Genomic DNA, 23,970 nt, shown 5'->3' with positions numbered 1-23,970 from the left:
GGCGCTGTGGGATAATCGCGCAATGGTTTCAGTTCAGCATTCCGTCGCTAACACCGACGCTACATCTTCCCTGCCCGAAGTGCTTGGCGAAGGCCTGCCAGGCGAGGCGCGCGAGCCGCTTGCCCGCGCCATCGATTGGGCACAGACCGTTTATGGCGACGCCACCCTTGGCACGGGCGAGTCGACCTGGCAGCACGCGCTGGGCATGGCGCTGATCTGCGTATCGCTGCGGCTGGACCTCGAAACACGCCTGGCGTCCATTCTCTTTGCCGTCGGCGAAGACGACGACAAGCTCGCCACGCAGGTCGAAGAGCGTTTCGGCTCGATGGTGGCGCGACTGGCCGAAGGCGGCCGGCGGCTGAACCGCCTGCGGCTGGTGTCGGACGGGGCTTCCCATGCCGACCTGCATGCGCAGACCGAAGTGCTGCGCAAGATGGTGCTGGCGATGGCCGAAGACATTCGCGTCATCCTGCTGCGCCTTGCTTCGCGCACGCAGACGCTGCGCCATTTCGCCGAGCGCAAGGAGGAAGGCAACGAAGCCGTCCGCCAGGAGATCGCGCGCGAAAGCCTCGATCTCTACGCACCGCTGGCCAACCGCCTGGGAGTGTGGCAGCTCAAGTGGGAGCTGGAAGATCTCTCGTTCCGCTTCCTCGAGCCGCAGACCTACAAGCGCATTGCCAAGCAACTCGACGAACGTCGCGTGGAGCGCGAAGCCTTCATCCACGACGCCATCGAGCGACTGCAAAAGGAAATCACCGCGCTGGGCATCAAGGCCGAGGTCTATGGGCGGCCCAAGCACATCTACAGCATCTACAACAAGATGCGCAGCAAGCACCTGGATTTCTCGCAGGTGTATGACGTGCGCGCGTTCCGCGTGCTGGTCGACAAAGTGGAAGAGTGCTATGCGGTGCTCTCTGTTGTGCACCAGTTGTGGACGCCGATCCCGAACGAGTTTGACGACTACATCCTCAAGCCCAAGGGCAACAACTACCAGTCGCTGCACACGGCCGTGCGCGCCCCGGACGGGCGTGCGCTGGAAGTGCAGATCCGCACCTACGACATGCACAAGCATGCGGAACTGGGCGTGGCCGCGCACTGGCGCTATAAGGAAGGTGCCGCGAGCTCGAGCGGCGCCTACGACGAAAAGATCGCGCTGCTGCGCGAACTGCTGTCGTGGCGCGATGAAGTGACCGACGCTTCGGCTTGGGAAGAACAGCAGCGCCGTGCCGCGCTGGACGACACGATCTACGTCGTCACGCCGCAGGGGCGGGTGCTCGACCTTGCCGCCGGTGCAACGCCGATCGACTTCGCGTACCGGCTGCATACCGATCTGGGCCACCGTTGCCGCGGCGCCAAGGTCGACGGGCAAATGGTGCCGCTCGACACCGCGCTGGCCAACGGGCAGATGGTGGAAATCATCACCGCCAAGCAGGGCGGGCCGTCGCGCGACTGGCTGAACCCGCAGCTCAACTACCTGGTGACCACCAACGCGCGCGCCAAGGTGCGCCGCTGGTTCGTGCAGCAGGAAGAGGAAGAAACCGCAGCGCAGGGCCGCGCCATCGTCGCCAAGGAGCTTCAGCGCATGGGCCAGACCCAGGCGAGCCTGGATGCGCTGGCGGACAAGCTCGGTTTCAAGGACACGACGACCTTCTTCCTCGCGGTCGGACGAGGCGACGTCGGCAGTCGCCAGATCCACAACGCCTTCCAGGTCGAGCCGGCCGCGCCCCAGAAGCCGGATGATGTGGCGATCGGCAAGCGCCGCGCGAGCGAATCGTCGGACGGCATCACCATCGTCGGTGTGGGCAAGCTGCTCACGCAATTGGCGCGCTGCTGCAAGCCGGTGCCGCCGGACGATATCCAGGGCTTCGTCACGCGCGGCCGCGGCGTGTCCATTCACCGCACCGACTGCAAGAGCTTCCAGAACATCGCACATCGGCACCCGGAGCGCATCGTGCCGGCCGATTGGGGCACGGGAGGCGGTATGCCGACGCCAGCACAACCGCCCGAGGTCTATCCGGTGGACATCTCGGTCGAAGCGATCGACCGCCAGGGCCTGCTGCGCGATATCTCGGACGTTTTCTCGCGCGACAAGCTCAACGTGATCGGCGTGAATACCGTCTCGAAGGCGGGGCGTGCGTACATGCGCTTTACCGTCGAGGTCAGCAGTGCTTCGAGCGTGCAGAAAATCCTGCAGCAGGTCGGTGAAGTGAAGGGCGTCGAAGCCACTGCGCGCGCCTGACCCTGCGCAGAGCTGATGGCGGAAGATTCTGGTGAACTGGCCGCTTCGCCCGAATGGAGACTAAGCCATGGAAATCCGTCAGCTTCGACCTGCAGAACTGCATTCGCTGCTCGATCTGTATCGCCATCTGCATGCCAAGGACGCGCCGCTGCCACCGCGCGAGCACATCGAAGCCGTGTGGCACGAAATCACCCGCAGCGCGCGTTTCCGTTACTTCGGCGCATTCGAGCGCGACGTGCTGGTGGCGTGCTGCAATCTGTCTGTGATCCCCAATCTCACGCGCGGCTGCCGTCCCTATGGGCTCATCGAGAACGTGGTCACGCATGCTCAATGGCGCCGTCGCGGCATCGGGCGCGCCCTGGTCCAGCACGTGCTGAACTACGCATGGAGCGAAGACTGCTACAAGGTCATGCTGCTGACGAGCCGGCTGGACGAAGACACCCTGCGCTTCTATGAATCGACGGGCATGAACCGTTACGCAAAACAGGGCTTCGTCGCGCATCCGCCGCAGCAGGAGTGACCGGAGCGCCGGCCACGGCGGGAGTCATGAAGGCGGTTTTTTTCAGGCGGCCAAGGCGTCCGACTGAAAAAAACCGCCTTCGTCATTGTGGCGGACGTTCTTGCGAAGCCGGCTCTTTTCGTTGGCCCGGCGTTGCTTGTTCGTCTTGTCGTGCGCGCCGCCGCGCCGTGTCTGAAGCATCGCCAGATGCACCAGGTTGCGTTGTTTGACTGCGGGCTTCTTCATGGCGGTGGTTTCCTCATGGTCGTGGTCATTTGTTGCCGGCATCCGCGGCATCCAGTTGCTGTTGCAGCCTGCGCTGTTCATCTTCGTTGGCCTGCTGCATTTTCAGCACGATTTGATCGCCCTGCTTCCTGGCTTGTTCCGCAGCCATGGCTTGGGTTTTTGCGACGGTGGCGGCGGTCGTGGCCGATTCGGTCAGGCCGCACGCGGTCGCCAGCGCGGTGACGCCGACCAGGCCGGCCAGTTTCAGGTATTTCATGGTCGCTTTCCCTTCTGTCAAGACTCGCGGCGCCTTCGGACGCCGCGTATCATTTCCCAATTTTTCGGCACATGTGGTTTCGTAACCTTCAACTCTACCGCCTGCCGGCGCCGTGGGACATCACCATCGATCGGCTCGCGGATCAGCTCGGTCGTCTGTCCTTCCAGCCCTGCGGCAGCCAGGACCCCATGAGTCGCGGCTTTACCGCGCCCGTGCAGGATGGCGGCCTTGTCCACAGCGTCGGCGGTCAATGGATGATCGCCCTGACCGTCGAGCAACGCCTGCTGCCCAGTTCGGTCGTCAACGAGACGGCCGAAGAGCGCGCCGAAGAAATCGAAGCGCAACAGGGCTACAAACCGGGGCGCAAGCAGATCAAGGAGATCAAGGACGCGGTGATGCAGGAACTCCTGCCGCGTGCCTTCACCCGTCGTCGCCGCACCTATGTCTGGATCGACCCGAAGGGCGGCTGGCTTGCCATCGACGCCTCCAGCCGCAAGGGCGCCGACGTGGTCATCGAAGCACTGGGCAAGGCGCTGGACGAACTCCCCATCAAGCTGCTCAACACGCGCCTGTCGCCGGCTGGCGCCATGACCCAATGGCTGGCCGAAGGCGACGCGCCGGGCGCCTTCACCATCGATCAGGATTGCGAACTGGCATCCGTCACCGACGAGAAGAGCGCCGTACGCTACGTGCGCCACACGCTCGAAGGCGGCGAGATCCGCGAACACATCGCCAGCGGTAAGCAGGTCACGCGCCTGGCGATGACTTTCGACGACCGCGTCAGTTTGGTGCTCAATGACAAGTTCGAGATCAAGCGCCTGCAGGTGCTCGACGTGGTCAAGGAAGCTGCCGGCGCGCCGGACGCGATCTCCCGCGACGAACAGTTCGATGCTGACTTCGCGCTCATGACGGGCGAACTGCAACGCGTGATCCCGGCCCTGATCGACGCGCTGGGCGGCGAGGAGAAAACCATTTGACGCTGCGCGTCTACATCGCCGGGCCGGACGTCTTCCGCGCTGATGCCGGGGCCTGGGCCGACGAGGTCAGGGCCTTGTGCGCGGCGCACGGTTGCGAGGCATTGGTGCCGCTGGACGGAGCGCACGCCACGCCCGAGGCGATCTATACCAGCAATGTGGAACTCATCCGGCGGGCGGACGCCGTGCTGGCGAATCTCAACCCGTTCCGCGGTGCGGAGCCGGATTCCGGTACGTGCTTCGAGGTGGGGTTCGCCGTCGCGCTGGGCAAGCGCGTGGTCGGATACATGGCGAGCGGCGAATCGATTGCCGCCCGTGTGACTCGCATGCAGGGCTCGGCGTCCGGTGCCGGGCCCATCGACGCGCAGGGCATGCACGTCGAGAATTTCGGACTACCTCTCAACCTGATGCTGGCCGTCCCGGCCAACATCGTCATCGGCGACATCAGGGACGCGCTGCGCGCGCTCATGGGCGCGCGCAATCCCTGACGTTCGATCCGGATCAGGGCGCTGGCGCAGCGGCCGGCAACGGCGTCACGGTCAGCGGCTGCGCCGGCGGCACGGCGCCATTGTTGCGTGCTTGCAGTTGTAGTGCCTGAGCGCGAGCACTGCGCATCAGCGCCTGTACCCACTTGGTAAAGTTCGGATGGATTTCTTCCGAGCCGTCGTCGTTCTTGGTGTAGTTGAGATTCTCGCTGCTCACGTACTTGATGTCGCACGAGCTGGCGTCGATGTTGACGATGTCGATGACAGCAAAATGCCTGTTGCGCACATTGAGCTGCAGGCGGATGCGGTCGGCATCTTCGGCGACGATCGTCCAGGTTTCGGGAGCCTGCATGACAGCCGCCTGTTTGATGACCAGCCGCACGTCGGCGGGCGTACCGGGCTGAGACAGGATTGGCTGGCGGCCGAAGACCGGCATCGGGCTCTGGCGGGCCGACGCAGTACCGGAAACGACGAGAAGAAGAGCGGTGATACAGGAGAGGACGACTCGGATCATGGCGGCTTCGATGAGCGAAAAAACGGATGATCGGTGAGGTTTGCGCGATGGGGGTTGACGCTGGTCTGCGTCCATCAAAAAGCAGGGCACCGGCCACACCGTGTCACAGCGCGCGTCAAAGTGCGGAGAAGGCGCCGCGACGCCCGCCCCGCCACGTATTGCATCGGCCTGCTTACTTGCCGATCTTGGCGTAGGTGCCCTTCAGGGCAACGCCCCCGATGATGGCGCCGGCGTGGCATTCGAATTCAGTCGGGCTGGAGAACTCCACTTTCTTGTAGTAGCTGACCATATTCACCACGGCGTTGGCGCCGACCTGCTTGGCCTTTTCCTGGAAAGCCAGCACGGCCGACAGGAACGCCCACTTGCAGGCTTCTTCGTCGCTCTTGTTGAAGGCGTTGGTCTTCTTGTTGCTGACGTCGTCGCCCATCTTCTGCAGCACCTTCGGTGTGGCCTGGTTGCCCCAGTAGAAGCGGATTTCGGGATCAAGCTTCTCCTGCGCTTCGGGCGTCGACAGCGCCTCCTGGATCGAGATGTGCAGCGTGGTGTCGCGCGCCTGGGCGTTGAAGGTGAACAACGCGGCGGCAGCGGCGACGATGAGACCGGACTTCTTCATGACGACTCCCTTGGGGGTGGTAAATGACGACGGATTCTAGCGTCTGCGATGTGCGTCTTCAGTTCCAGCGACGGAAGATCAGCGATGTATTGATACCGCCGAAGGCGAAGTTGTTGCTGGTGACGAATTCGCACTCGATGTTTCGTGCGCTACCCATGATGTGTGCGAGCCCTTCGCAGCCATCGGCGACCTGTTCGAGATTGAGCGTGGGCGCGAACCAGCCCTCGCGCATCATCTCGATGGTCATCCAGGCTTCGAGTACGCCACAGGCGCCGAGCGTATGGCCCATGAAGCTTTTGAGCGAACTGATCGGCGTGGCGCCGCCATAGATGGCGCGGGTAGCGCCGGCTTCAGCTACGTCGCCGCGGTCGGTGGACGTGCCGTGCGCGTTGACGTAGCCGATGCGGCTGGCGTCGAGCCCGGCGTCTTCGAGGGCCAGCCGCATGGCGGCGGCCATGGTGGGCGCGTTGGGGTGCGTCACGTGCGTGCCGTCGCAATTGGTGCCGAATCCTACGATTTCGGCATAGATGCGTGCGCCGCGCGCCTGCGCATGTTCGAGGTCTTCGAGGATCATCGTGCCCGCACCTTCGCCCAGCACGAGGCCGTCGCGACGCGCGTCGAACGGACGCGGCGTGAGCCCTGGTGAATCGTTCATGACGCTGGTGGCGAACAAGGTGTCGAAGACGGCCGCGTGAATCGCGTCGAGCTCTTCGGCGCCGCCAGCAATCATCGCCACCTGCTTGCCGGACTGGATCGCCTCGTAGGCGTAGCCGATGCCCTGGCTGCCGGAGGTACACGCGCTGCTGGTCGTGATGACGCGCCCCGTGATGCCGAAGTGCACGCCAATGTTCACCGCCGCCGTGTGGCTCATCATCTTGATGTACGTGTTGGCCGTGATGCCCTCGGTGTTGCGGTCGCGGATCATGCGCCCGAAATCGCCGATGGCCGACGGCGTGCCCGCCGAAGAACCATAGCTGATGCCGACCTTGCCGCTGGTGAGAAGCTCGCTGCCCGACAGTCCTGCGTCGGCAAGCGCGCGCTCGGTGGCGATGACGGCCATCAGCGCGACATTGCCCATGCTGCGCGTGGTCTTGCGGTTGAAATGCGGCGGGAGATCGAACGGCGCAGCCTTGGCGCCGAGGTGCGTGTGCAACCCTTCGACTTCATCCCAGCCCGGCATGCGGGTCACCGCGTTGGTGCCGGATGCGAGCTTGGCGCGAATGCTTGCCCAATCGTTGCCGAGCGGGCTGATGCCGGCCATGCCGGTGATGACGACACGGCGACGCATCAGATCATTCCCCCGTTGACCGAAATGACCTGCCGCGTGATGTATGCGGCATCCGGCGAGAGCAGGAAGCTGACCGTCGCGGCGACTTCCTCCGGCTTGCCGGTGCGGCGCGCGGGAATCATCTTCATCGCTTCTTCGAGCACATGCGGCTCGATCATCTCGGTGTCGATCAGGCCGGGGGCCACGCAATTGACCGTGATGTCGCGCTTGGCCAGTTCCAGCGCCAGCGCCTTGGTGGCGCCGATGATGCCGGCCTTGGCCGCACTGTAATTCACCTGGCCGCGATTGCCCGCCACGCCCGAGACGGAAGACAAGGTGACGATGCGGCCCGCCGCGCGACGACGCACCATCGGCATGACGACCGGATTGAGCACGTTGTAGAACGCATCCAGGTTGGTATGGATGACGCTGTCCCACTCGTCGCCCGTCAGCGCCGGAAACGCGTTGTCGCGCGCAATGCCCGCATTGCATACCACGCCGTAATAGGCGCCATGCGTCGCAATGTCATTGTCCAGTGCGGCAGCGGCGGCAGCACGGTCGGCCACGTCGAACTGCAGTACGCGGGCCTTGCGACCCAATGCGGCGATCTCTGTGGCCACGGCGTCGGCTTCGTCGCGCCGACTGCGGCAATGCACGACGACGTCATATCCATCGCGGGCCAGTCGTTGTGCGATGGCCCGGCCGATGCCGCGACTCGATCCGGTCACTAGCACGGTGTTGTTCAATTGTCCTCTCCCCCCAAAAACTCTGCCGCGTTCGCAGGCTGGAACACGGTGACGTTTGCCTGCGCCAGTTCCGCGCCCCCGCGCGAAATCGTGCAGCGAAACGATGACAGGCCCTCACGATCTTGAATGTCGCAATGGGCCGCAACCACCAGCGTGTCGCCGACTTCAAAGTGCGGCACGCTGCATTCGTATCGACGCGCACCGAGCAGAAAGCCGATGCGCACGGCGCGTCCGTCGCGCCTGTCGCAATGCCCCGCCCAGGCCCCGACGGTCTGCGCCATGTATTCGATGCCCACCCAGGCGCCGACGCGGCCATTCTCGCAGAACGGGCTCTCGGGCCGGATGTGGATGCGCGTGACGATATCGGGTCCGTTGACCTCGACCAACTCGTCGATGAGGATCATCGGCGCCGCGTGCGGCAGCAGATCCTTGATGGCCTGAGTCGTCATGCCGCGCTCACGATCAGGCTGGCGTTGTTGCCGCCGAAGGCGAAGGTATTCGCCAGCACATGACGCGGCGTGTGTGCGGTGCGTTCGCCGGGCGATACCAGGTGGATGCTTGCCAGCGCCTCGTCGCGCTCGTTGTCATACCAATGCGGCGGCAGGCGTCCGCCTGATTCGGATTGCACGACGAGCCACGCAAATGCAGCGCCCAATGCGCCCGCCGCACCCAGCGTATGGCCGGTCAGCGGCTTGGTCGAGCTGCAAGGCACTTCGGTGCCGAAGACCTGCGCGATGGCCGCAGACTCCACCGCATCGTTCTGCGGTGTAGCGGTGCCATGCATGTTCAGGTAGTCGACATCGTCGGCCGTCAGGCCCGCACGCGACAGCGCGGACGTCATCGCCTCGATGGCGCCGCGACCGCTCGGGTCCGGTGCGGAAATATGGTGTGCGTCTGAGCTCTCGCCCCAGCCCGACAAGCGCGCACCGCCCGGCTCGCGCGTCATGACGAACAGTGCCGCCGCCTCGCCGATATTGATGCCAGCGCGATTGCGCGACATCGGGTTGCAGCGCTCGGCGCTGATCAGCTCGAGCGACGAAAAGCCGGCGATGGTGAAGCCGCACAGCGAATCCGCACCGCCGCACACGACCGCGTCGGCCAGCCCCATCGACAACAAGCGCGCCGCCGAAATGAGTGACTTGGCGCTCGACGAGCACGCGGTCGATACCGTGTAGCAAGGCCCGCGCAGATCGAATTCGCGTGCCAGCACTTGCGCCGTGGAGCCGAGTTCCTGCTGCGCGTAGTGATACGCCGGCGGGTAGTGGCCGTCTGCCACGAGTACGCGCGTCGCGGCTTCGGCCTCGCCGATGCCGGTCGTGCTGGTGCCCATGACGACGGCGACACGCGCCGCGCCGAAGCGCTCGCGCACAGCGACGATGCTCGCGCGGATCTCGTTGGCTGCGGCCAGCACGAGCCCGTTGTTGCGGCCGCGCAGTTCGACGGGCAGATGCGACAGATCCGGCAGCGGGGAATTCACTGCGCCGACGTGCAGGCGACGGCCGAGGAAGGCTTCGCTCGGCGCCACGCCGCCTGGGCCGGCGGCATTGAACAGCGCCTCGCGCACGGCATCCTTGCCCGCACCCAGCGCGCAGATGACGCCGCAATCATTGAGAAAGAAGTCTTGTGTCATGAAGCTGTGGAGCTGGCTGATTCGATTTCCAGGCGCATGCCCAGCCGCGGGTGGTCGATGCTGATGTGGCGCGCCTCGCCCGAGCGCTCCGAATAGTGGACCTCGATCACGACCTCGCCGCCCTGTACCAATCGGCGCGAGCTGGCGTCGTCTTCGAGCGACCAGCCTGGGGCCAGTGCGGCCTGCAATGCCGGCAATGGCCAGTACACCAGTTGCAGGTCCGATAGTACGGCGGCGGCGTCGACCGTTTTTGGCAGCCAGTCGGCACGCTGACTGGTGAGGTCGTTGCCGTCCCAGATGATGCGCATGGCCGTCTGGCCGCTCACCATCGCCGCAAGCCGCACGGCAGCGGCATCCGCTTCGAGATAGGCATCGAGCGTGCGATCGCCGCCGTTGGGAGACACGAAACGCAATTGCTGTTGCAGTGACAGCTCGCGCCCGAGGCTGGCCGGTGGCAGCGCAAAGTAGGGCGCATCCCCCGGATAGGGTCGCGTTGGCGCAAAACTGCAGGCAGCCAGCACGGGCAGAAGCAGAGCAACGATCAACCTGCGCACAGTTCTTCCAGCACAGCGAGACGTCGACGGCTTTCGGCGACGAAGGGATTGGTGGTGTCCCACGCGTAGCCCGCGAGGATTGCCGAAATCATGCGGCGGATTTCGTCGGTCTGGTCCGGGTGAAAAATGATGCGCTGGAAGCCGCCCTCGTACCACGCCTCGACGAAAGTGCGGAACGTATCGACGCCGCGCTTGAGCGGCACCGCGAAATCGGCTTGCCAGTCGACGGCTTCACCCCGGTGCTGGCGCTCGATGCAGGCTGTCGCCAGGCTCGCGGATTTGAAAGCGATGGTCACGCCCGACGAGAACACCGGGTCGAGGAACTCGCCCGCGTTGCCCAGCAGCGCAAAGCCCTTGCCCCAGAGTGATTTCACGTTCGACGAATAACCGACGATCTGGCGGGCCGGCGTGTCCCACCGTGCATGGGCGAGCAGCCCGGCGAGGTAGGGCATTTCGGCCACCAGTGCCTGCAGTCGTTCTGTTTCGGTGCCGTCGTACTGCGCGAGGAAGTCCTGCCGCGCGACCACACCCAGTGAGCAGCGTCCGTCGGAGAACGGAATCGTCCAGTACCAGACGTCGGTGTGTTCGGGATGAACCGAGATGAGAATCTTGTTGCGATCGAACGAGGCAGGCGGCACGCGATCTTCGATGTGCGTGAAGATCGCGCCGCGCACCGGGAAGTTCGACGGTTGTTCCAATTGCAGCAGACGCGGCAGGATGCGCCCGAAACCCGAGGCGTCCAGCATGAAGCTGGCACGCACCTGATAGGTACTACCGTCGGGCGCGCGCACCGTGACCACAGGCTGGTCGCCGGATACGTCGGCCGCGATCACCTCGTGCCTGTAGCGGATCTCCGCGCCCATCCGGCTGGCGGCATCGGCCAGCACCTTGTCGAAGCGAGCCCGCTGTACCTGATAAGTGGTGCCCCAGCCGCAACTGAACTTCTCGCGGAAGTCGAAAGCGGTGTGGCGGTCGCGCCAGGCAAAGGCGGCGCCGTTCTTGTACTGGAAGCCGGCTTCGATCACGTCCTGCAGCATGCCGGCTTCTTCGATGTAGGCCATGCTCTGCGGGAGCAGGCTCTCGCCGATCGAAAAACGCGGGAACTGTTCGCGTTCGAGCACCAGCACGCTGCACCCCTGGCGACGCAGGAGCCCCGCGGCCACGGCGCCGGCCGGGCCGGCGCCAATGATGAGGATGTCTGCCTGTTCGACGTTCATGTTCTGTCACTCTCCGTCTTCATGGTGCAGAACATGGGAGCCGTGGTCCACACCGTGGCGATGCCGATGGCCATGACCAGGCCGAATGCCTGCAATGCCGGCGTGCGCGACAGCGCCAGCAGCCCGAATGACAGCAAGGTGCTGGCCGCCCCCAGGCCTACCGCCAGCCACGCCGCGCCATCTTCGCGCTGCGGATGCTCGAGCAGGAAGATGCCGTAATCCACACCCATGCCCAGCACGAGGAAGATCGCCAGCACGTGGAACAGTTGTAGCGGTTGTCCGATCCAGCCCAGCACGGCCAGCGCGAGCCCGGCCGACAACAGCGTCGGCGCCATGGCACGCCAGCTTGCACGCCCGAACCGACGCGCCAGCGCCAGCCAGATCAGCGCGATTCCCAGCAGCGCCAGCAGGCTCATCGAATGGCGATAGTGCGTGAGCAAGCGGGAAATGTCAGCCGACTTGTCGACGAAACGCACCTCGGAGTGCGACTCGGCCATCGCCCGCAAGCCCGCGAGAGAATCCGGCGTGACGCCGCTGAGCAGGATCACCGAGCCGAAGCCATCGCCGATGCGGCCCAGCCACAGCGGCCGCAACGCGTCGCCGAACGGGCCCGCCAGCGCGGCGTCCAGCGTCAGTGCCTTTTCGCTCAGCGCAGGAGGGTGGGCGTCCAGCCCGAGCGTGTCGGCGAGACTGCGCCACACCTCGTCGCGTGCCCTGTTGTGCACGCGCATGTTATCCGCTTGGCGATTGGCCGACGGTACCCAATCGGACAGGGCCTGCCAGCCCGTCAGGTGCCCGTCGCTCACCATCGCGGCCAGCGCGGGGCGCAGGGTTTCTTCGACGGACAGCACGGCGTCGGGCGAACGACTGTGGACGAACAGGAATTGCGCTGGACTCGGCAGCCCCAGGATGCGTGCCGCGCGTACCTGCGCGTCGCGCAATGCGGGCGGAGGATTCTGCAGGGCACGGATATCGTCGCGCACGGTGAGCTGTACCCAACCCGTGGCGCAGAGGGCCACGATGGCAAGCACGATCAACGCACCACGACGACCCCGCAGCGAAGGCCAGCGGCGGCGGCTGTCGGCCCAGCGCGCGGAGAACTTCGTCTGCCTGGGGCGGCCGCGGTCCAGCCACGGGTACCACAGGAAGGCCGTGACGAACGCGCCCACCAGACCGGCCGCCGAAAACAGCGCCATCTGCCGCAAGCCGGGGAACGGCGCCAGCGCCAGCGCGCCATACGCGAGTACCGAGGTCAGCAGCGCCAGCCACAGCGACGGCGACAGGTGGCGCATGAGCGCGAACGGCGGCGTGTCCGGATCGTCCTGACGCGAAGCGAAGTAATGTATGCCGTAGTCTTCAGCCACGCCGACGAGGCTGGCGCCGAATACCAGGGTGATGACGTGGACGCGTTCGAATACCAGGGCGCAGGCCGACACGCCGGCAAGGCAGCCAACGAACAGCGTGACCACCACCAGCGAAAGCGGACGCAGCGAGCGGAAACCCAGCCACATCAGCAGCATGACGCCCGCCAGTGAACCCCAGCCGACCGTGTTCATCTCGAAATTGGCCTGCACTGCCGCCGCTTCGGCATGCAGTGGCACACCCGCCGCGATCAGTTCCGCATCGGGCGTTGCCGCCGTCGCAGCCGCTTGCGCAGCCTTCAGCACGGCACCGATGCGCTCTTCTCCATCGAGGCGGAAACCCGGGCCGTCGAGCCGCACCGTGATGACCGCCCATTGCTTGCCCTCGCCGCTGGCCGACAGGCGCCCGTCGCGCGGCTGGACCTTGATGCCTTGCCCGCGCGAGAGCAGCCATTCCGGTGCGAGCCCGAGCGGATCGTCCTGCCAGCGCGCGATGCGCGGCCCGAACGATTGATGCAACTGGGATTGCGCCCGCGCCGTCAGCTCGGCGTCGCCGGCATGCTGCAACCAGGTTCGCTGGGCGTCGGAAAGCAGCGCGGTGTGATACGTGTTGAGCCAGTCGACGGCGGCGGCCATGTTGCTGTCATCGACGCGATAGCGCAGCGTGCCGGGCAGCGACGCGATCTGGGCCGCGGCAGCGTCGCCCGCGCGTGCGGCAGCCGCCCAATCGCTGGCGCCGACCAGCACCACCAGTTCGCGCGAGGCGTTGTCCGCCAGGCGGCGCGTGACTTCATCGACCTGCCGGTCGTTGGCGTCGCGCGGCAGCAGGGCCAGCACGTCGGTATCCACGCGCTTGGAGCCGGCCGTCCAGAACAGATAGTTGTGCGCGCCGATGGCGGCGACGACGATCACCCACAGGATGGCGCAGAGGCGCCACAGACGATCACTCAAAACGCTTGACCTCATCCGGGGTGAGCGTGGCTGGCTGGCTACCCACGTTGCTCAGGCGGATGTCGGTGCTGTCGCCGGAGGCTTCCGCCAGCTTCACGCGCCGCACGTAGCGATCGCCTTCGAGATCGATGCGCTTGAACATCTTCTGCAACGCGGGCGTCTTCGGCGTCAGCGCCAGTTGCCAGCCCTGCGCGCCGCGCAGTTCGCCAGCGATCTCAAAGCTGTCGGCGAGCGGCGCAAGGTCGCCCGAGAGCAGGCCGAACAGCAAGCGGCTGACCGACTGCATACCGGGTTGTTCGCTGGCCGTCAGGCGCATGGTCTGCTGGTCGCCCGTGCGTGCCACGATCTCATTGCGCGTCAGGCGCAGCGAACCGGAGAAAGGCGACTTGGTGACCCACAGCACGCCACGGTCGCGCGCGATGACGAAATCGCCACGCGACACCGCCGGCTTGCGGAAACCCGCCAGCGTCTTCTGCTGTTCAAAATCACCACGGACTACTGCGACATCCGCCAGCCGCGCCTTGACGGCGGCGGCGATGTCTTCGGCCATGGCGCTCCCGGCCGCGAACAGCAGGCAGCCCGACAGGATGATGTTCTGCATTCGATTACGCACGGACGACATTCTCCGATCCGATGAGTGAAACGCGCCGCTCAATGGCCTTCGACGGTGACGCCCAGCCGCTCCCACAGCACAGGCGGGCAGACGAACAGCATTTCGTTGGTCGTGGCATCGACCGCGACCTGCACGATGGTGCCGCGCGTGAGGCGCTCACCCGTCTGCGCGTCACTGAAGGTGTATTCGGTGCGCAGGCGGTTTTCCCACTCGACGATTTCGCAACGTACGCGGATCCGCTGGCCGTAGCGCAGCGGGCGCACGTACTTCACGCGCATGTCGACCACCGGCCACAGGTAGCCGGATTCGTCCATCTGCGGATAGTCGTAGCCAAGCCGTTGCAGCAGCGCACAGCGGGCGACTTCCATGTAGCGCACGTAATTGCCGTGCCACACCACCTTCATGGCGTCCACGTCGTGGAAGGCCGGCGTGATGTCGATTTCGATCGCGAGTTCAGGCTTGGTCATACAGGGTCCATGCGCGGGATTGGATACGCTCGACGAGCTGGCGCAGTTCGCCATCGAGTGCGCGGTCCTCTTCGACGAGTGCAACGACCTCGCCGAGCGCGGCCAGCATCGGTGCCAGCGGCGCGGGCAGCGGATGCGCGCCGCTACGCTCGCGAAGCGCGACGCCTTGACGGCAGGCGATGAGCAATCCGGCAGCCACCTGCTCGGTCAATTGCAGCACGCGCAGGCAGTCGCGCGCGGCGATGGTGCCCATGCTGACCTTGTCCTGGTTGTGGCATTCGGTGGAGCGCGAGAACACCGAGGCCGGCATGGTCAGCTTGAGCGCTTCGGCGGTCCACGCCGACACGCTGATCTGCAGCGCCTTGAGACCGTGGTTGATCGGTGCGCGTTCGCCCGACGAGGCCGACAGGTTCGCAGGCAGCCCATGGTTGTAGCGGGTGTCGACCATCAGTGCGAGCTGGCGATCGAGCAGATCGGCGAGGTTGGCGACGGCGTTCTTGAGCGTATCCATCGCCATGGCGATGTGGCCGCCGTAGAAGTGGCCGCCATGCAGTACGCGTTCGGCTTCGGCGTCGATGATCGGGTTGTCGTTGGCGCTGTTGAGCTCGTTTTCGATGAGCTGGCGCAGCCAGGGCAGGGTGTCTTCCATCACGCCGATGACATGCGGCGCGCAGCGAATCGAGTAGCGGTCCTGCAGGCGGCGTTCGTTGCGGGCCGCCACATCACTGGCCAGATCGCTGCGAATGCGCGCGGCGATCGCGTTGAGGCCCGGGTGCGGCTTGACGGAGAACAGCGTCTCGTCAAAGTGATGTGCATTCCCGTCGAGCGTGTACGACGCCATGGCCGTCACGCGACAGGCCAGTTGCCCGAGGTACTGCGCGCGTTCGTAGGCGAGACAGGCGATGGCGGTCATTACCGCCGTGCCGTTCATGATCGCGAGCCCCTCTTTGGGGCGCAGTCGCAACGGCGTGAGTCCGGCGCGCTGGAGCGCTTCGGCCGCCGCCATGCGTTCGCCCTTGTACCAGACCTCGCGCTCGCCACACAGCGTGGCGGCAACGTACGACAGGGGCGTGAGATCGCCGCTCGCGCCGACCGAACCTTCGGACGGGATGATCGGCAGGATGTCGTGTTCGATGAAGGCCGCAAGCTGCGCCAGCAAACCGTAGCTCACGCCCGAAAAGCCGCGCGCCAGCGACACCAGCCGCGTGACGAGCACCGCGCGCGCCAGCACCGGTGACAACATCTCGCCCGCGCCGATGCCGTGGTACGTGTAGAGATGATGCGGCAGTTGCGCGACCAATTGCGGCGGAATGGTGGTCGTCACCGAGTCGCCGTAGCCGGTCGTCACACCGTAGATGACGCCGTCTTCCGCCAGCAGCCGGTCAATGAAGGCGGCCCCCTTTTCGATGCGCGCCACAAAGGCCTGCGCCCGCGACAGCCGTGCGCGTTTGCGACCATGGGCGATGGCGGCGACGTCTTCGATGCGCAGCGGCGCGCCGTCGAATTCGATCACGGCGCCTTCAGCGTGCGTCAGGTTGGTGTTGCTCATGACTGTTGGAAAGATTCCAGAATGGGTAGAAGTTGAACCATTGCAGCGGGGCATCGGCGCAGTGCGAAGCCAGCCGGTTGGCGTAATCCTGGGCGAGTTCGCGGAGCGCGTCGTCGCGCTGCCGGCGCGGCAACTCGGTGCGCTGGCGGAAGGGTTCGAAGTCGACGCGATAGACGCCGCGCTCGCGGCGTGTGCAGAACATCAAGTACGTCTCGCATTGCAGAAGGCTGGCGACGACGTAGGGGCCGATCGGGAACGGCGCCTCGTGCCCGAGAAACCGTGCCATCGTGACACGGGGCTGTGCGGCGACGGGAATGCGATCACCCGCGATGACGATGAGTTCGCCTCGCGCGATGCGTTCGCCCAGATCGGCCACCGTGCCGGGGCCGATTTCCGACACCGGCAGCAAGGACACGCGCGACTCGCCCGTGACGCTCGACAGCACGCGGTTGAACTTCTCGGAGTGCGCAATGTGTACGAGGATCGTCAGCGGCACGCGATCGGTCAGTTCGCCCAGGGCGCGACAGAGTTCGAGGTTGCCCAGGTGCGAGGCGATGACGATCGCGCCGCGATGGGACGAGACAAGGCGGTAGAGCTCATCGCGGCCGTGGATGTCGACGCGTGCGTCGAGCTTGCCGCTCATGGCCAGCAGCTTGTCGAGAATCGTCTCGGCAAACGACAGGAAGTGCGCAAGACTCATGCGCAGGTCGGGCTGGCGCGGCAGCACGCCGGTGCTGGCATGCAGCCGCTCCAGGTACTGCAGGGATGCTTCGCGCGCATTGCGGCGCACGCAGAAAAAATACGTGATGACGGGATAGACCGCGATGCGGAACGGTACGCGTCCGAACCAGCGGTGCACCCACAGCAGGATGCGTATGCCGAGCGCGGAGCCCGCTTCGCGGTCGTCGGCCCAGTGGCCGCTGGAAGCCGTGCGGCTCATGTGCGGCTCCGTCTGCGCAACTTGCGCCACAGCAGGCCCGGCGCGCGCGGCAGCATGCCGAAGAACAGCCCCGCATGCATGCGCGAGATCAGCACGTTGTCTGCCCACGCGCGGAAGTGCGATACGCCGTCGGCAGGGTAATGCACGCGCGTGGGCACGTTGACCACGTCCAGGCCGCGCCAATAGAGGCGCACCATGATTTCGACGTCGAAATCCATGCGTGAGCCGAGCGTGGTCGAATCGATCAGCGCCATGGTGGTGGCCAGCGGATAGATGCGGAAGCCGCACATGGAGTCGCGGATATCCAGTGACAGCGTGTTGATCCACACCCACACATGTGTCGCATAGCGACCGTAGTAACGGCCCTTGGGAACGCTGTCGTCATACAGGGGGCAGCCGCAGATGACGGCGTCCGGATGGGCGACGCTGTCTGCGACGAAGCGCGGAATGTCCCCGGTGTCGTGCTGGCCGTCGGCGTCGATCTGCAGAGCGTGGGTGTAGCCGAGCCGGGACGCCTCGCGCAGGCCGGCCATCACGGCGCCGCCCTTGCCCTGGTTTTCGGTCAGGCGCACCAGCCGCACTTGCGAGGCATGGCGCGAGGCCAGTTCGTCGAGCGCGTGCGCACACAGCGCGCGACTGCCGTCATCGACCAGGATGCAGGGCAGGCCGGCGGCGAGAATCCCATCCACGACCCCGCTCACCGCTTTTTCGTGGTTGTAGACGGGGATCACGGCGACGATGTTGGGTTGCGTGTCGCGCATGTTCATGCCGCTTCCCCGAAATTGACACGGCCACTCGAGAAGACGATCGAGCCGTCTTGCGAAGCGATGCGGAAAGCCACCGTGCCGGCGTCCGGCTTGTGGACGAGTTCGACTTTCAGCCGCGCGGCCGGCTGGATGACGCGCTGGAACTTGAGCGCTTCGACCCGCTGGAATGCGGGCGGCAATGCGAAGTGCTCGCGCGAGAAGCGCACCACCCAGTCGAGTTGTACGACGCCTGCCAGCACAGGCGAGCCCGGGAAGTGGCCCTCGAAGTAATAGAGGTCTTCGGGGATTTCCCAATGCAGGGTGACTTGCGCGGCTTCGCGCGCCATCAGCGTCGACAGCGGCAGGGTCGGGCGGTCGGCCAGGTCGAACAGCGCGGCCAGTGCGGCCTGCGTGGTCTTGCCCTGGTTGTTGATCGGCAGCGCGTCTACGTAGCGCCAGCGGCGCGGCAACGCGACAGGTTCGACGTGCTGTGCCAGATGAGCCTTGAGTGCCGCGTTGAGCACGCGCTTGCCTTCGGTTGCAAGACGCTGGCGTCCGCGCGGTGACAGCACCACGACGGCTGCGATCAGGCGGCGGCTTCCGTGTTCCGTGATCAGGGCGCGCACCGTATCGACTTCATCCATGGCGAGCAGATGTGTCTCGATGGCGTCGAGCGAGACGCGTTTTTCTTCGACCTTGACGATACGGTCGACGCGGCCGAGCAGGGCGAAGCGGCCGTCGTCGTGCAGCAGCGCGCGGTCGGCGCAGATAAAGGGCGAGTCGTCCGGCAGATGTGTGGAGCGCACCAACAGGCGGCTCGCATCGTCCGTGGATAGCGAGATCCCGGGCATCGGGCTCCACAGGTCGCCGTCCCGATCGCGCGAGCGCGTGGCAATGCCGCCGGTCTCGGAGCTTCCGTAGACCTCGACGGGATAGCGCCCGAGCAGTTGGCCCGCATGCGCCGCCGCTTCGGGGGCGAGCGGTCCACCCGACGAGAACACCATGCGGATGGAGTCGCTGGCGTCGGCCCATGGCAACGTATCGGGCAAGCGGGCCAGATGCGCAGGGCTGGCGATGAGCGCGAACGGGCCATGCGCGGCCGCCGCGATGATGTCTTCCGGATAGAGCAAGGCGTGCGCGTCGAGCGGAATGCCTTGTGACAGTGGCAGCAACACGCGGAACAGCAGTCCGTAGATATGCTGATGCGATACCGTGCCCCGTATGACGCAGCCATTGAGTTGCGTGCCGAACAGCGCGCCCAGGGTCGCGATTTCCGAATCGAGCTGCGTGAGTTTCTTTGTGATGGCGACTGGCGAGCCGCTGGAACCCGAGGTGAAGACTTCGAGGCGCGTGTCGTCACCATCGAGCGTTGGCAGTGACGTCGTGGGCTCGATGGGGGCCGGTGTCGTCGTCAGAAGCTGACCCGGAAAGGCACCGATGAAGCCTTCGACGTGATTGCGCAAGGACTCGATGGTGCCGGGCAGGGCGTCGCCCGGCAGGACCAGCGTCTTGCCCGCGGCCCAGCCGCCCAACAACGCGGCCGCGAAGCCGAGCGTGTCGGTCTCGAACAAGGCCAGGCGTTGCTGCGGCAATGCCGCCAGCGTGTGTTGCCAGCCGTTGATGGCCGCGTGGAACGCCGAGCGTCGAACAGGCTGGTTGTCGCGTATCCCGATGACGTTGTCATCGGTGCGCACCAGTAGCGCGGTGAGGCTGACTTCAGCCATGGTGCCTCCGGACGTGTCGGCGCACGCACCATTCGCCGGCGAACAGAACGCCCATGGCGATGTACGACAGCAAGCCGTTGTAGAGCGCCCAGACGCGATCGGAGCCGACCAGCGCGGTGGCCGCCGAAATGCCGGCGTTGAGGATGAAGAAGCCGCACCACACCTGCGTGACGCGCCGCGTGTAACGCACGCCGGCCGCGTCGAGGTCGGGTTCGCGCAGCCGCGCGATGCGCTCGACGATGGTGGGCGGGCGCACAAGGCTGACGCCGAAGATGGCGAGCATGACGAGGCTGACCGTGACCGGATAGAGCTTGAGCGGCATGGCGCTGTTGGCGATGAGTGCCGGCACCGCGACGGCGACTGCGCAGCCCAGCGCCGCCCAGGTGAGCGCATCGCGCCGCCCGCTGGCAAGGCGCAACAGGCCCAGTCCCAGCGGCAACAATGCCAGCCATCCGGGCGCAACGCGGCCCAGGCCTGCGTAGACGATGAACGGGTAGGCGACCGTGAGGACGCCGAGCAGGACCGCGCGCATGCCTCAGCCGCGCGCCGCTTGCGTGCGGAGCTCCGGTGCAAATGGCGGCATTGCGCGCGCAATGCCGGCGACGATGGGCCTGCTCGTGCTCACTGTGCGACCTTAACCCTGGACGGCGGCGTGCAGGGCGTCGACGACGTCCTGCACCGTGCGCACCGACTTGAATGTCTCCGGCTGCAGACGCTTGCCGGTCAGTTGCTTCATCTGGACCATCAGATCGACGGCGTCGATGCTGTCGATGTCCAGGTCGGCATTGAGTTCGGCCTGCGGTGTGATCTTCTCCGGCGCGATGTCGAAGGTCTCGTTCAGGATCGAGACAATGCGCTGGTACAGCTCTTCCTTGGTCATGCTCTTCTCTTCCGTATTGCTGCTATTGCGTGCGCGCCCCCGCCACGAACTCGGCCAGCTTGCGCACGCTCGCGAAGTGCGCGCGTGTTTCCTGCGAGTCCGACGACAGATGTACGCCGTATTTCTTTTGTAGCGCCAGGCCCAGTTCGAGGGCGTCGATGGAGTCGAGCCCCAGTCCTTCGCCGAACAGCGGTGCGGTGGCGTCGATGTCGGCGATGGAAATATCCTCCAGCGCCAGGGCATCGATGATGAGTTGTTTGATTTCGTCTTCAAGCGCCTGCATGGCGTGCGAACTCCGTAATGGATGGGGAGGATGCCAGCGCCAGCGACAAAGCCAGCGCCGACAGTGCGGCCGCGGCGGCCCCTGCGCGCGTCGTGAAGTAGTCACGCAGGTAGTCGGTCACCACGCGCGCGGCGCGCGCTTCGCCGGCGGACACGTCTGTGATGTCCTCGACGGCGATGTCGTCTTCCACGCGGAAGACGTAATGCGGTCTGCGGCGCGGCACGCGCCACCACTTCTGTCCTTTGAACAGCATCGGCTGGTCGCACTGGATGACGATCGGCGTCATGGTCCGCCGGCCTCGCACGGCGATGTTGGCGGCGCCGCGCTGCAACTGCATCGGCTCGCCCGGCCGCGTGCGCGTGCCTTCCGGAAAAATGATCAGGTTGTGGCCGCGACGCAGCGAGGCGATGCAGTCGTCGATCAGGCCCTCGCCCGAGTCGTTGCAGATGAAGTCGGCCGCGCGCACGGGACCGCGCGTGAACGGGTTGCGGGCCAGCGGACCCTTGACCACGCAGTCGGCATTGCGGACGTGCGACACGAGGAACACCACATCGATCAACGATGGGTGATTGGCAAGGATCAACTGACCGTTGCGGCGGAGTTTTTCTTCGCCGATGAATTCGTAGGTGTAGATGCCCAGAACGTGCATCTGCCCGATGAACATGCGCCAGGTCAGGCGGATGATGTCGCGGGCGATTCTGGCGCGGCGCGCGCGATTGCGCACGACCAGATTCAGGATCGGGAACACGACCAGCCAGAGCAGCAGTCCCCCGAGACCGAACGAGGCAAAACAGATGCCCGTGGCCAGCACGCGCCAGCAACGGAAGAGGCGTGTGCCGAGTGAGTCGGGCTGGTCGGTCGCGAGTGACATTTCAGCCATGGCGGCGCCAGCTCCAGTCGTGTTGCGCGGAGCGCAGGCGCAGCGACGGGCGGTCACCTGCCAGGAATTGCCAGGTCTGCAGTCCGCGCGGCAGGAAGTCCATGGCCTCCGGCGTGGATGCGTCGAGGGACTCGCAATCCAGCGAGATCGCGTCGCCGGACCTTATGCGCAACGCCCAGGCGTACGGTGCGGCGGGTTCGTCGAGGTAATCGGCGTGCACGGGCGGCGGGATTTCGTCGTACATCACCACGACGACTTTCTCCGCCCCTTCATCGAGCAGGCCACAGGCTTCGATCAGCGCGGCCTCGGCGGTGTCGACGCCCGCCGAGACGGCCGACAGGCGCGAGGTGTCGCCGCGCACGATGGAGAACAGCGCACCGATGGCGTTGTGAACCGACAGGCTGAATGAGGTGGGCGACACGCCGCCGGTCGTGGCCAGATCCCGCAGCATGGCGGTGGAACGGCCGACATCCCCGTGGCGCGAGGCAAACACCAGCGGGTGGCGGGTGTCGTCGATCACGCCATAGGCCGCCTGCAAGGCGATGCGCCCGAGGCGTTCGACCCGCCTGCGGGCCATGGCGGGCATCTCGGCGAGCGCGGGCGTGACATCGCCTGACGGCAGGCTCGGCGCAGCGGCCCAGGCGCGCCACGCTTCCCGCGAATCAAGCCCTGGCGCCCATGCGGCCCAGGCATCGATGTTGAAAGAAATGCCCACGATCTTGAACTTTTGTGTCGACGGTGCGATCTACGTTGCGACTTTGCCCTGATTCCGGGGCGTTTTGTACCCGCCGCCAGTTTCGCAAAACCCATAATTTTAACAGCCGGGCGGGTTGCAACCATCAGAATATTTCCTCAGACGGCTGCGTTGTTTTCGGGCAGGTTGCCCATGATCTCCGTCCTTGTCTTTGCCGCCAATCCATTCCGTCGCTCGCATTGATGGCTACAATCGCGGATTGCATTGCAGGAACCGGAAATGCCCAACCGTACAGACATGTCCGAAGTCCAGCGCGCCATGGCCGAAGCCGACTGTATCGTCGATGCGGCGGGCGTGCAGAAGGCGATGGACGACATGGCCGTGGCCATCACCGCGCGGCTCAAGGACTCGAACCCCCTCGTATTCACCGTCATGAACGGCGGTCTCGTTTTTGCCGGGCAACTGCTGCCCCGGCTTCACTTTCCCCTCGAATGCTCATACCTGCACGCCACGCGATACGGGCAGACGCTGAACGGCACCTCGCTGCTGGACTGGCGCGTGCGCCCCACGCAGGACCTGCGCGGCCGCAGCGTGCTGGTGCTCGACGACATCCTCGATGAGGGCTATACGCTGGTGGCCGTCATGGAACACCTGCGCAGCGAAGGCGCCAAGGAAGTCATGTGCGCGGCACTGGTCGACAAGCGGCACGACCGCAAGGCCCAGCCTGGCCTGCGCCCCGATTTTTACGGCATCGAGGCGCCCGATCGTTACCTGTTTGGCTGCGGCATGGACTACAAGGGCTACTGGCGCAACGCGCCGGGCATCTACGCACTCAAGGATCACTAGGCTGAACGTACATTGAGCCGGCAATTGCCGGCTCATTCGTTTTCAGTCGTCCTTGAGCAGTTGCCTGATCTGCCAGGCTTCGAGATCGGCCTGGTATTTCTCCTTGAGCGCCTGGTAGATCGTCCAGACACAGGCCTCGCCGCACTCGTTGCCGCAGCAATCGAACACATCCGGCTCGCGTGGAGGCTGGGGCATCGGGTCGTCTTCGGTGGACTTCAAGGCAGTCGATATTTCCGGCGTCATGCCGATAATGTTAAGCCATGTCAGCTTGCCTTATCGTCAAAATGGGTCGCCGGGCCGTTGCCAGCCTGTCGGCATGCCTTCTTGCCGTCCCTGCGGGAGCGGCGCTCCAGCCGCTGAAGCCGTCGGACATCGTGCCGGGCTGCGGTTGCGGGTTCTATGCCTCCGAAGCGCGCGATGCGCCTCTGTTGCTGCATTGGTCGCAGGTCGGCAACCGGCAGGCGACCATGCGCGACGGCAACAGGATCTATTACGTCGGCCTGCACAACGCCCGCTATTACCCCGCCGAGCGCAACCCGGCCCAGTACGGCGACCGCATGGTGCTGTACTTTGCGACGCCGCAGTGGCAAGTCCAGGCCATCGGGACCGTCGTGGACGCCTGCCGGTCGAAGCAGTCGTCCTGCGCAACGGTGTACAAGGCCCGCTTGCTGGTGCAATACGAAGGGGGCGCCCAGCAGAGCACCGAGGTCGTGGGGCGCTGCGGCTGCTAGGGTGGCCGGGTGGCGACTCTGGCGCAACGCAACGGGCGCGGGCCCCAGCGTTGTACAATCGGCGG

29 protein-coding genes are annotated in these 23,970 nt (G+C 65.5%); 6 read left to right on the top strand and 23 right to left on the bottom strand.

Features of this window, described 5'->3' with window-relative positions:
• Positions 1-22 precede the first annotated feature (22 nt).
• On the top strand, positions 23-2,239 hold the full coding sequence (locus ACDA63_RS12195; RefSeq protein ID WP_373663526.1) for a bifunctional (p)ppGpp synthetase/guanosine-3',5'-bis(diphosphate) 3'-pyrophosphohydrolase: 2,217 nt from the start codon (positions 23-25) through the stop codon (positions 2,237-2,239).
• Positions 2,240-2,306: 67 nt separating this feature from the next.
• Positions 2,307-2,759, top strand: coding sequence for a GNAT family N-acetyltransferase (locus ACDA63_RS12190; RefSeq protein ID WP_373663525.1), 453 nt, complete (start codon positions 2,307-2,309; stop codon positions 2,757-2,759).
• Positions 2,760-2,801: 42 nt separating this feature from the next.
• Here the strand turns inward: ACDA63_RS12190 and ACDA63_RS12185 are convergent, their stop codons facing one another.
• A complete protein-coding gene (locus ACDA63_RS12185; protein WP_373663524.1) occupies positions 2,802-3,065 on the bottom strand; it encodes a hypothetical protein in 264 nt (87 codons plus the stop codon).
• Positions 3,010-3,240 (bottom strand): hypothetical protein, encoded by a 231-nt coding sequence (locus tag ACDA63_RS12180; protein WP_373663523.1) that lies wholly within the window; start codon positions 3,238-3,240, stop codon positions 3,010-3,012. Before ACDA63_RS12180 ends, ACDA63_RS12185 begins: the two co-directional genes overlap by 56 nt.
• A gap of 71 nt (positions 3,241-3,311) precedes the next feature.
• Here ACDA63_RS12180 and ACDA63_RS12175 point away from each other — a divergent pair, with 71 nt between their 5' ends.
• Entirely contained in the window at positions 3,312-4,217 is a 906-nt protein-coding gene (locus ACDA63_RS12175) for a recombination-associated protein RdgC (protein WP_373663522.1), read from the top strand.
• Positions 4,214-4,702 (top strand): nucleoside 2-deoxyribosyltransferase, encoded by a 489-nt coding sequence (locus ACDA63_RS12170; RefSeq protein WP_373663521.1) that lies wholly within the window; start codon positions 4,214-4,216, stop codon positions 4,700-4,702. The genes ACDA63_RS12175 and ACDA63_RS12170 overlap by 4 nt, the downstream gene beginning before the upstream one ends.
• Before the next feature lie 13 nt (positions 4,703-4,715).
• Here the strand turns inward: ACDA63_RS12170 and ACDA63_RS12165 are convergent, their stop codons facing one another.
• The 20 genes from ACDA63_RS12165 to ACDA63_RS12070 all read right to left on the bottom strand — a co-directional run bounded on the left by ACDA63_RS12165 (position 4,716) and on the right by ACDA63_RS12070 (position 22,349).
• A complete protein-coding gene (locus tag ACDA63_RS12165; protein WP_373663520.1) occupies positions 4,716-5,213 on the bottom strand; it encodes a hypothetical protein in 498 nt (165 codons plus the stop codon).
• 172 nt (positions 5,214-5,385) lie between these two features.
• Complete coding sequence (locus tag ACDA63_RS12160) at positions 5,386-5,826, bottom strand: excinuclease ATPase subunit (protein ID WP_373663519.1); 441 nt, start codon at positions 5,824-5,826, stop codon at positions 5,386-5,388.
• 58 nt (positions 5,827-5,884) lie between these two features.
• Complete coding sequence (locus ACDA63_RS12155; protein WP_373663518.1) at positions 5,885-7,114, bottom strand: beta-ketoacyl-ACP synthase; 1,230 nt, start codon at positions 7,112-7,114, stop codon at positions 5,885-5,887.
• Positions 7,114-7,839, bottom strand: coding sequence for a 3-oxoacyl-ACP reductase FabG (gene fabG / locus ACDA63_RS12150; RefSeq protein WP_373663517.1), 726 nt, complete (start codon positions 7,837-7,839; stop codon positions 7,114-7,116). Before fabG ends, ACDA63_RS12155 begins: the two co-directional genes overlap by 1 nt.
• Complete coding sequence (locus ACDA63_RS12145) at positions 7,836-8,288, bottom strand: hypothetical protein (protein WP_373663516.1); 453 nt, start codon at positions 8,286-8,288, stop codon at positions 7,836-7,838. Before ACDA63_RS12145 ends, fabG begins: the two co-directional genes overlap by 4 nt.
• On the bottom strand, positions 8,285-9,469 hold the full coding sequence (locus ACDA63_RS12140) for a beta-ketoacyl-ACP synthase (RefSeq protein ID WP_373663515.1): 1,185 nt from the start codon (positions 9,467-9,469) through the stop codon (positions 8,285-8,287). Before ACDA63_RS12140 ends, ACDA63_RS12145 begins: the two co-directional genes overlap by 4 nt.
• Entirely contained in the window at positions 9,466-10,023 is a 558-nt protein-coding gene (locus ACDA63_RS12135) for a DUF3261 domain-containing protein (protein WP_373663514.1), read from the bottom strand. Before ACDA63_RS12135 ends, ACDA63_RS12140 begins: the two co-directional genes overlap by 4 nt.
• Positions 10,011-11,240, bottom strand: a complete 1,230-nt coding sequence (locus tag ACDA63_RS12130) for an NAD(P)/FAD-dependent oxidoreductase (protein WP_373663513.1) — start codon at positions 11,238-11,240, stop codon at positions 10,011-10,013. Before ACDA63_RS12130 ends, ACDA63_RS12135 begins: the two co-directional genes overlap by 13 nt.
• Positions 11,237-13,552: an MMPL family transporter gene (locus tag ACDA63_RS12125; RefSeq protein WP_373663512.1), complete on the bottom strand. Its 2,316-nt coding sequence runs from the start codon at positions 13,550-13,552 to the stop codon at positions 11,237-11,239. Before ACDA63_RS12125 ends, ACDA63_RS12130 begins: the two co-directional genes overlap by 4 nt.
• Positions 13,545-14,165, bottom strand: a complete 621-nt coding sequence (locus ACDA63_RS12120) for an outer membrane lipoprotein carrier protein LolA (RefSeq protein WP_373663511.1) — start codon at positions 14,163-14,165, stop codon at positions 13,545-13,547. Before ACDA63_RS12120 ends, ACDA63_RS12125 begins: the two co-directional genes overlap by 8 nt.
• Before the next feature lie 38 nt (positions 14,166-14,203).
• Positions 14,204-14,632, bottom strand: coding sequence for an acyl-CoA thioesterase (locus ACDA63_RS12115; RefSeq protein ID WP_373663510.1), 429 nt, complete (start codon positions 14,630-14,632; stop codon positions 14,204-14,206).
• A complete protein-coding gene (gene hutH, locus ACDA63_RS12110) occupies positions 14,619-16,181 on the bottom strand; it encodes a histidine ammonia-lyase (RefSeq protein WP_373663509.1) in 1,563 nt (520 codons plus the stop codon). Before hutH ends, ACDA63_RS12115 begins: the two co-directional genes overlap by 14 nt.
• A complete protein-coding gene (locus tag ACDA63_RS12105) occupies positions 16,153-17,121 on the bottom strand; it encodes a hypothetical protein (RefSeq protein ID WP_373663508.1) in 969 nt (322 codons plus the stop codon). Before ACDA63_RS12105 ends, hutH begins: the two co-directional genes overlap by 29 nt.
• Positions 17,118-17,888 (bottom strand): glycosyltransferase family 2 protein, encoded by a 771-nt coding sequence (locus tag ACDA63_RS12100; RefSeq protein WP_373663507.1) that lies wholly within the window; start codon positions 17,886-17,888, stop codon positions 17,118-17,120. The genes ACDA63_RS12105 and ACDA63_RS12100 overlap by 4 nt, the downstream gene beginning before the upstream one ends.
• Complete coding sequence (locus ACDA63_RS12095; RefSeq protein ID WP_373663506.1) at positions 17,885-19,591, bottom strand: AMP-binding protein; 1,707 nt, start codon at positions 19,589-19,591, stop codon at positions 17,885-17,887. Before ACDA63_RS12095 ends, ACDA63_RS12100 begins: the two co-directional genes overlap by 4 nt.
• Positions 19,584-20,123: a hypothetical protein gene (locus ACDA63_RS12090; protein ID WP_373663505.1), complete on the bottom strand. Its 540-nt coding sequence runs from the start codon at positions 20,121-20,123 to the stop codon at positions 19,584-19,586. The genes ACDA63_RS12095 and ACDA63_RS12090 overlap by 8 nt, the downstream gene beginning before the upstream one ends.
• A gap of 102 nt (positions 20,124-20,225) precedes the next feature.
• Complete coding sequence (locus ACDA63_RS12085) at positions 20,226-20,471, bottom strand: acyl carrier protein (protein WP_373663504.1); 246 nt, start codon at positions 20,469-20,471, stop codon at positions 20,226-20,228.
• 22 nt (positions 20,472-20,493) lie between these two features.
• Complete coding sequence (locus tag ACDA63_RS12080; RefSeq protein ID WP_373663503.1) at positions 20,494-20,754, bottom strand: phosphopantetheine-binding protein; 261 nt, start codon at positions 20,752-20,754, stop codon at positions 20,494-20,496.
• Complete coding sequence (locus ACDA63_RS12075; RefSeq protein ID WP_373663502.1) at positions 20,741-21,634, bottom strand: lysophospholipid acyltransferase family protein; 894 nt, start codon at positions 21,632-21,634, stop codon at positions 20,741-20,743. The genes ACDA63_RS12080 and ACDA63_RS12075 overlap by 14 nt, the downstream gene beginning before the upstream one ends.
• Entirely contained in the window at positions 21,627-22,349 is a 723-nt protein-coding gene (locus tag ACDA63_RS12070; protein WP_373663501.1) for a beta-ketoacyl synthase chain length factor, read from the bottom strand. The genes ACDA63_RS12075 and ACDA63_RS12070 overlap by 8 nt, the downstream gene beginning before the upstream one ends.
• A gap of 258 nt (positions 22,350-22,607) precedes the next feature.
• On the opposite strand from ACDA63_RS12070, the gene ACDA63_RS12065 reads away from it, so the two are divergent.
• Positions 22,608-23,174, top strand: a complete 567-nt coding sequence (locus ACDA63_RS12065) for a hypoxanthine-guanine phosphoribosyltransferase (RefSeq protein ID WP_373663500.1) — start codon at positions 22,608-22,610, stop codon at positions 23,172-23,174.
• Between the two features lie 42 nt (positions 23,175-23,216).
• Here the strand turns inward: ACDA63_RS12065 and ACDA63_RS12060 are convergent, their stop codons facing one another.
• The gene (locus tag ACDA63_RS12060; protein ID WP_373663499.1) at positions 23,217-23,393 is read right to left on the bottom strand and encodes an oxidoreductase-like domain-containing protein; all 177 of its coding nucleotides are present in this window, start codon (positions 23,391-23,393) and stop codon (positions 23,217-23,219) included.
• Positions 23,394-23,434: 41 nt separating this feature from the next.
• Here ACDA63_RS12060 and ACDA63_RS12055 point away from each other — a divergent pair, with 41 nt between their 5' ends.
• The gene (locus tag ACDA63_RS12055) at positions 23,435-23,905 is read left to right on the top strand and encodes a hypothetical protein (protein WP_373663498.1); all 471 of its coding nucleotides are present in this window, start codon (positions 23,435-23,437) and stop codon (positions 23,903-23,905) included.
• The last annotated feature ends 65 nt before the right edge of the window (positions 23,906-23,970 follow it).

The sequence above is a fragment of the Uliginosibacterium sp. sgz301328 genome, from assembly GCF_041807905.1.
In the GTDB taxonomy this organism is placed as follows: Bacteria; Pseudomonadota; Gammaproteobacteria; order Burkholderiales; family Rhodocyclaceae; genus JBGVSA01.
This window is presented reverse-complemented; position numbering and strand designations above follow the sequence as displayed.

Excerpts from the sequence above, each read along its gene's own strand:
- ACDA63_RS12195 (WP_373663526.1), top strand. The coding sequence starts at position 23 with ATGGTTTCAGTTCAGCATTCCGTCGCTAACACCGACGCTACATCTTCC.
- ACDA63_RS12140 (WP_373663515.1), bottom strand. The coding sequence starts at position 9,469 with ATGACACAAGACTTCTTTCTCAATGATTGCGGCGTCATCTGCGCGCTG.
- ACDA63_RS12185 (WP_373663524.1), bottom strand. The coding sequence starts at position 3,065 with ATGAACAGCGCAGGCTGCAACAGCAACTGGATGCCGCGGATGCCGGCA.
- ACDA63_RS12080 (WP_373663503.1), bottom strand. The coding sequence starts at position 20,754 with ATGCAGGCGCTTGAAGACGAAATCAAACAACTCATCATCGATGCCCTG.
- ACDA63_RS12165 (WP_373663520.1), bottom strand. The coding sequence starts at position 5,213 with ATGATCCGAGTCGTCCTCTCCTGTATCACCGCTCTTCTTCTCGTCGTT.
- ACDA63_RS12155 (WP_373663518.1), bottom strand. The coding sequence starts at position 7,114 with ATGCGTCGCCGTGTCGTCATCACCGGCATGGCCGGCATCAGCCCGCTC.
- ACDA63_RS12075 (WP_373663502.1), bottom strand. The coding sequence starts at position 21,634 with ATGGCTGAAATGTCACTCGCGACCGACCAGCCCGACTCACTCGGCACA.
- ACDA63_RS12180 (WP_373663523.1), bottom strand. The coding sequence starts at position 3,240 with ATGAAATACCTGAAACTGGCCGGCCTGGTCGGCGTCACCGCGCTGGCG.
- ACDA63_RS12160 (WP_373663519.1), bottom strand. The coding sequence starts at position 5,826 with ATGAAGAAGTCCGGTCTCATCGTCGCCGCTGCCGCCGCGTTGTTCACC.
- ACDA63_RS12115 (WP_373663510.1), bottom strand. The coding sequence starts at position 14,632 with ATGACCAAGCCTGAACTCGCGATCGAAATCGACATCACGCCGGCCTTC.
- ACDA63_RS12145 (WP_373663516.1), bottom strand. The coding sequence starts at position 8,288 with ATGACGACTCAGGCCATCAAGGATCTGCTGCCGCACGCGGCGCCGATG.
- ACDA63_RS12190 (WP_373663525.1), top strand. The coding sequence starts at position 2,307 with ATGGAAATCCGTCAGCTTCGACCTGCAGAACTGCATTCGCTGCTCGAT.
- ACDA63_RS12090 (WP_373663505.1), bottom strand. The coding sequence starts at position 20,123 with ATGCGCGCGGTCCTGCTCGGCGTCCTCACGGTCGCCTACCCGTTCATC.
- ACDA63_RS12095 (WP_373663506.1), bottom strand. The coding sequence starts at position 19,591 with ATGGCTGAAGTCAGCCTCACCGCGCTACTGGTGCGCACCGATGACAAC.
- ACDA63_RS12055 (WP_373663498.1), top strand. The coding sequence starts at position 23,435 with ATGTCAGCTTGCCTTATCGTCAAAATGGGTCGCCGGGCCGTTGCCAGC.
- hutH (WP_373663509.1), bottom strand. The coding sequence starts at position 16,181 with ATGAGCAACACCAACCTGACGCACGCTGAAGGCGCCGTGATCGAATTC.
- ACDA63_RS12085 (WP_373663504.1), bottom strand. The coding sequence starts at position 20,471 with ATGACCAAGGAAGAGCTGTACCAGCGCATTGTCTCGATCCTGAACGAG.
- ACDA63_RS12175 (WP_373663522.1), top strand. The coding sequence starts at position 3,312 with ATGTGGTTTCGTAACCTTCAACTCTACCGCCTGCCGGCGCCGTGGGAC.
- ACDA63_RS12065 (WP_373663500.1), top strand. The coding sequence starts at position 22,608 with ATGCCCAACCGTACAGACATGTCCGAAGTCCAGCGCGCCATGGCCGAA.
- ACDA63_RS12130 (WP_373663513.1), bottom strand. The coding sequence starts at position 11,240 with ATGAACGTCGAACAGGCAGACATCCTCATCATTGGCGCCGGCCCGGCC.
- ACDA63_RS12100 (WP_373663507.1), bottom strand. The coding sequence starts at position 17,888 with ATGAACATGCGCGACACGCAACCCAACATCGTCGCCGTGATCCCCGTC.
- ACDA63_RS12105 (WP_373663508.1), bottom strand. The coding sequence starts at position 17,121 with ATGAGCCGCACGGCTTCCAGCGGCCACTGGGCCGACGACCGCGAAGCG.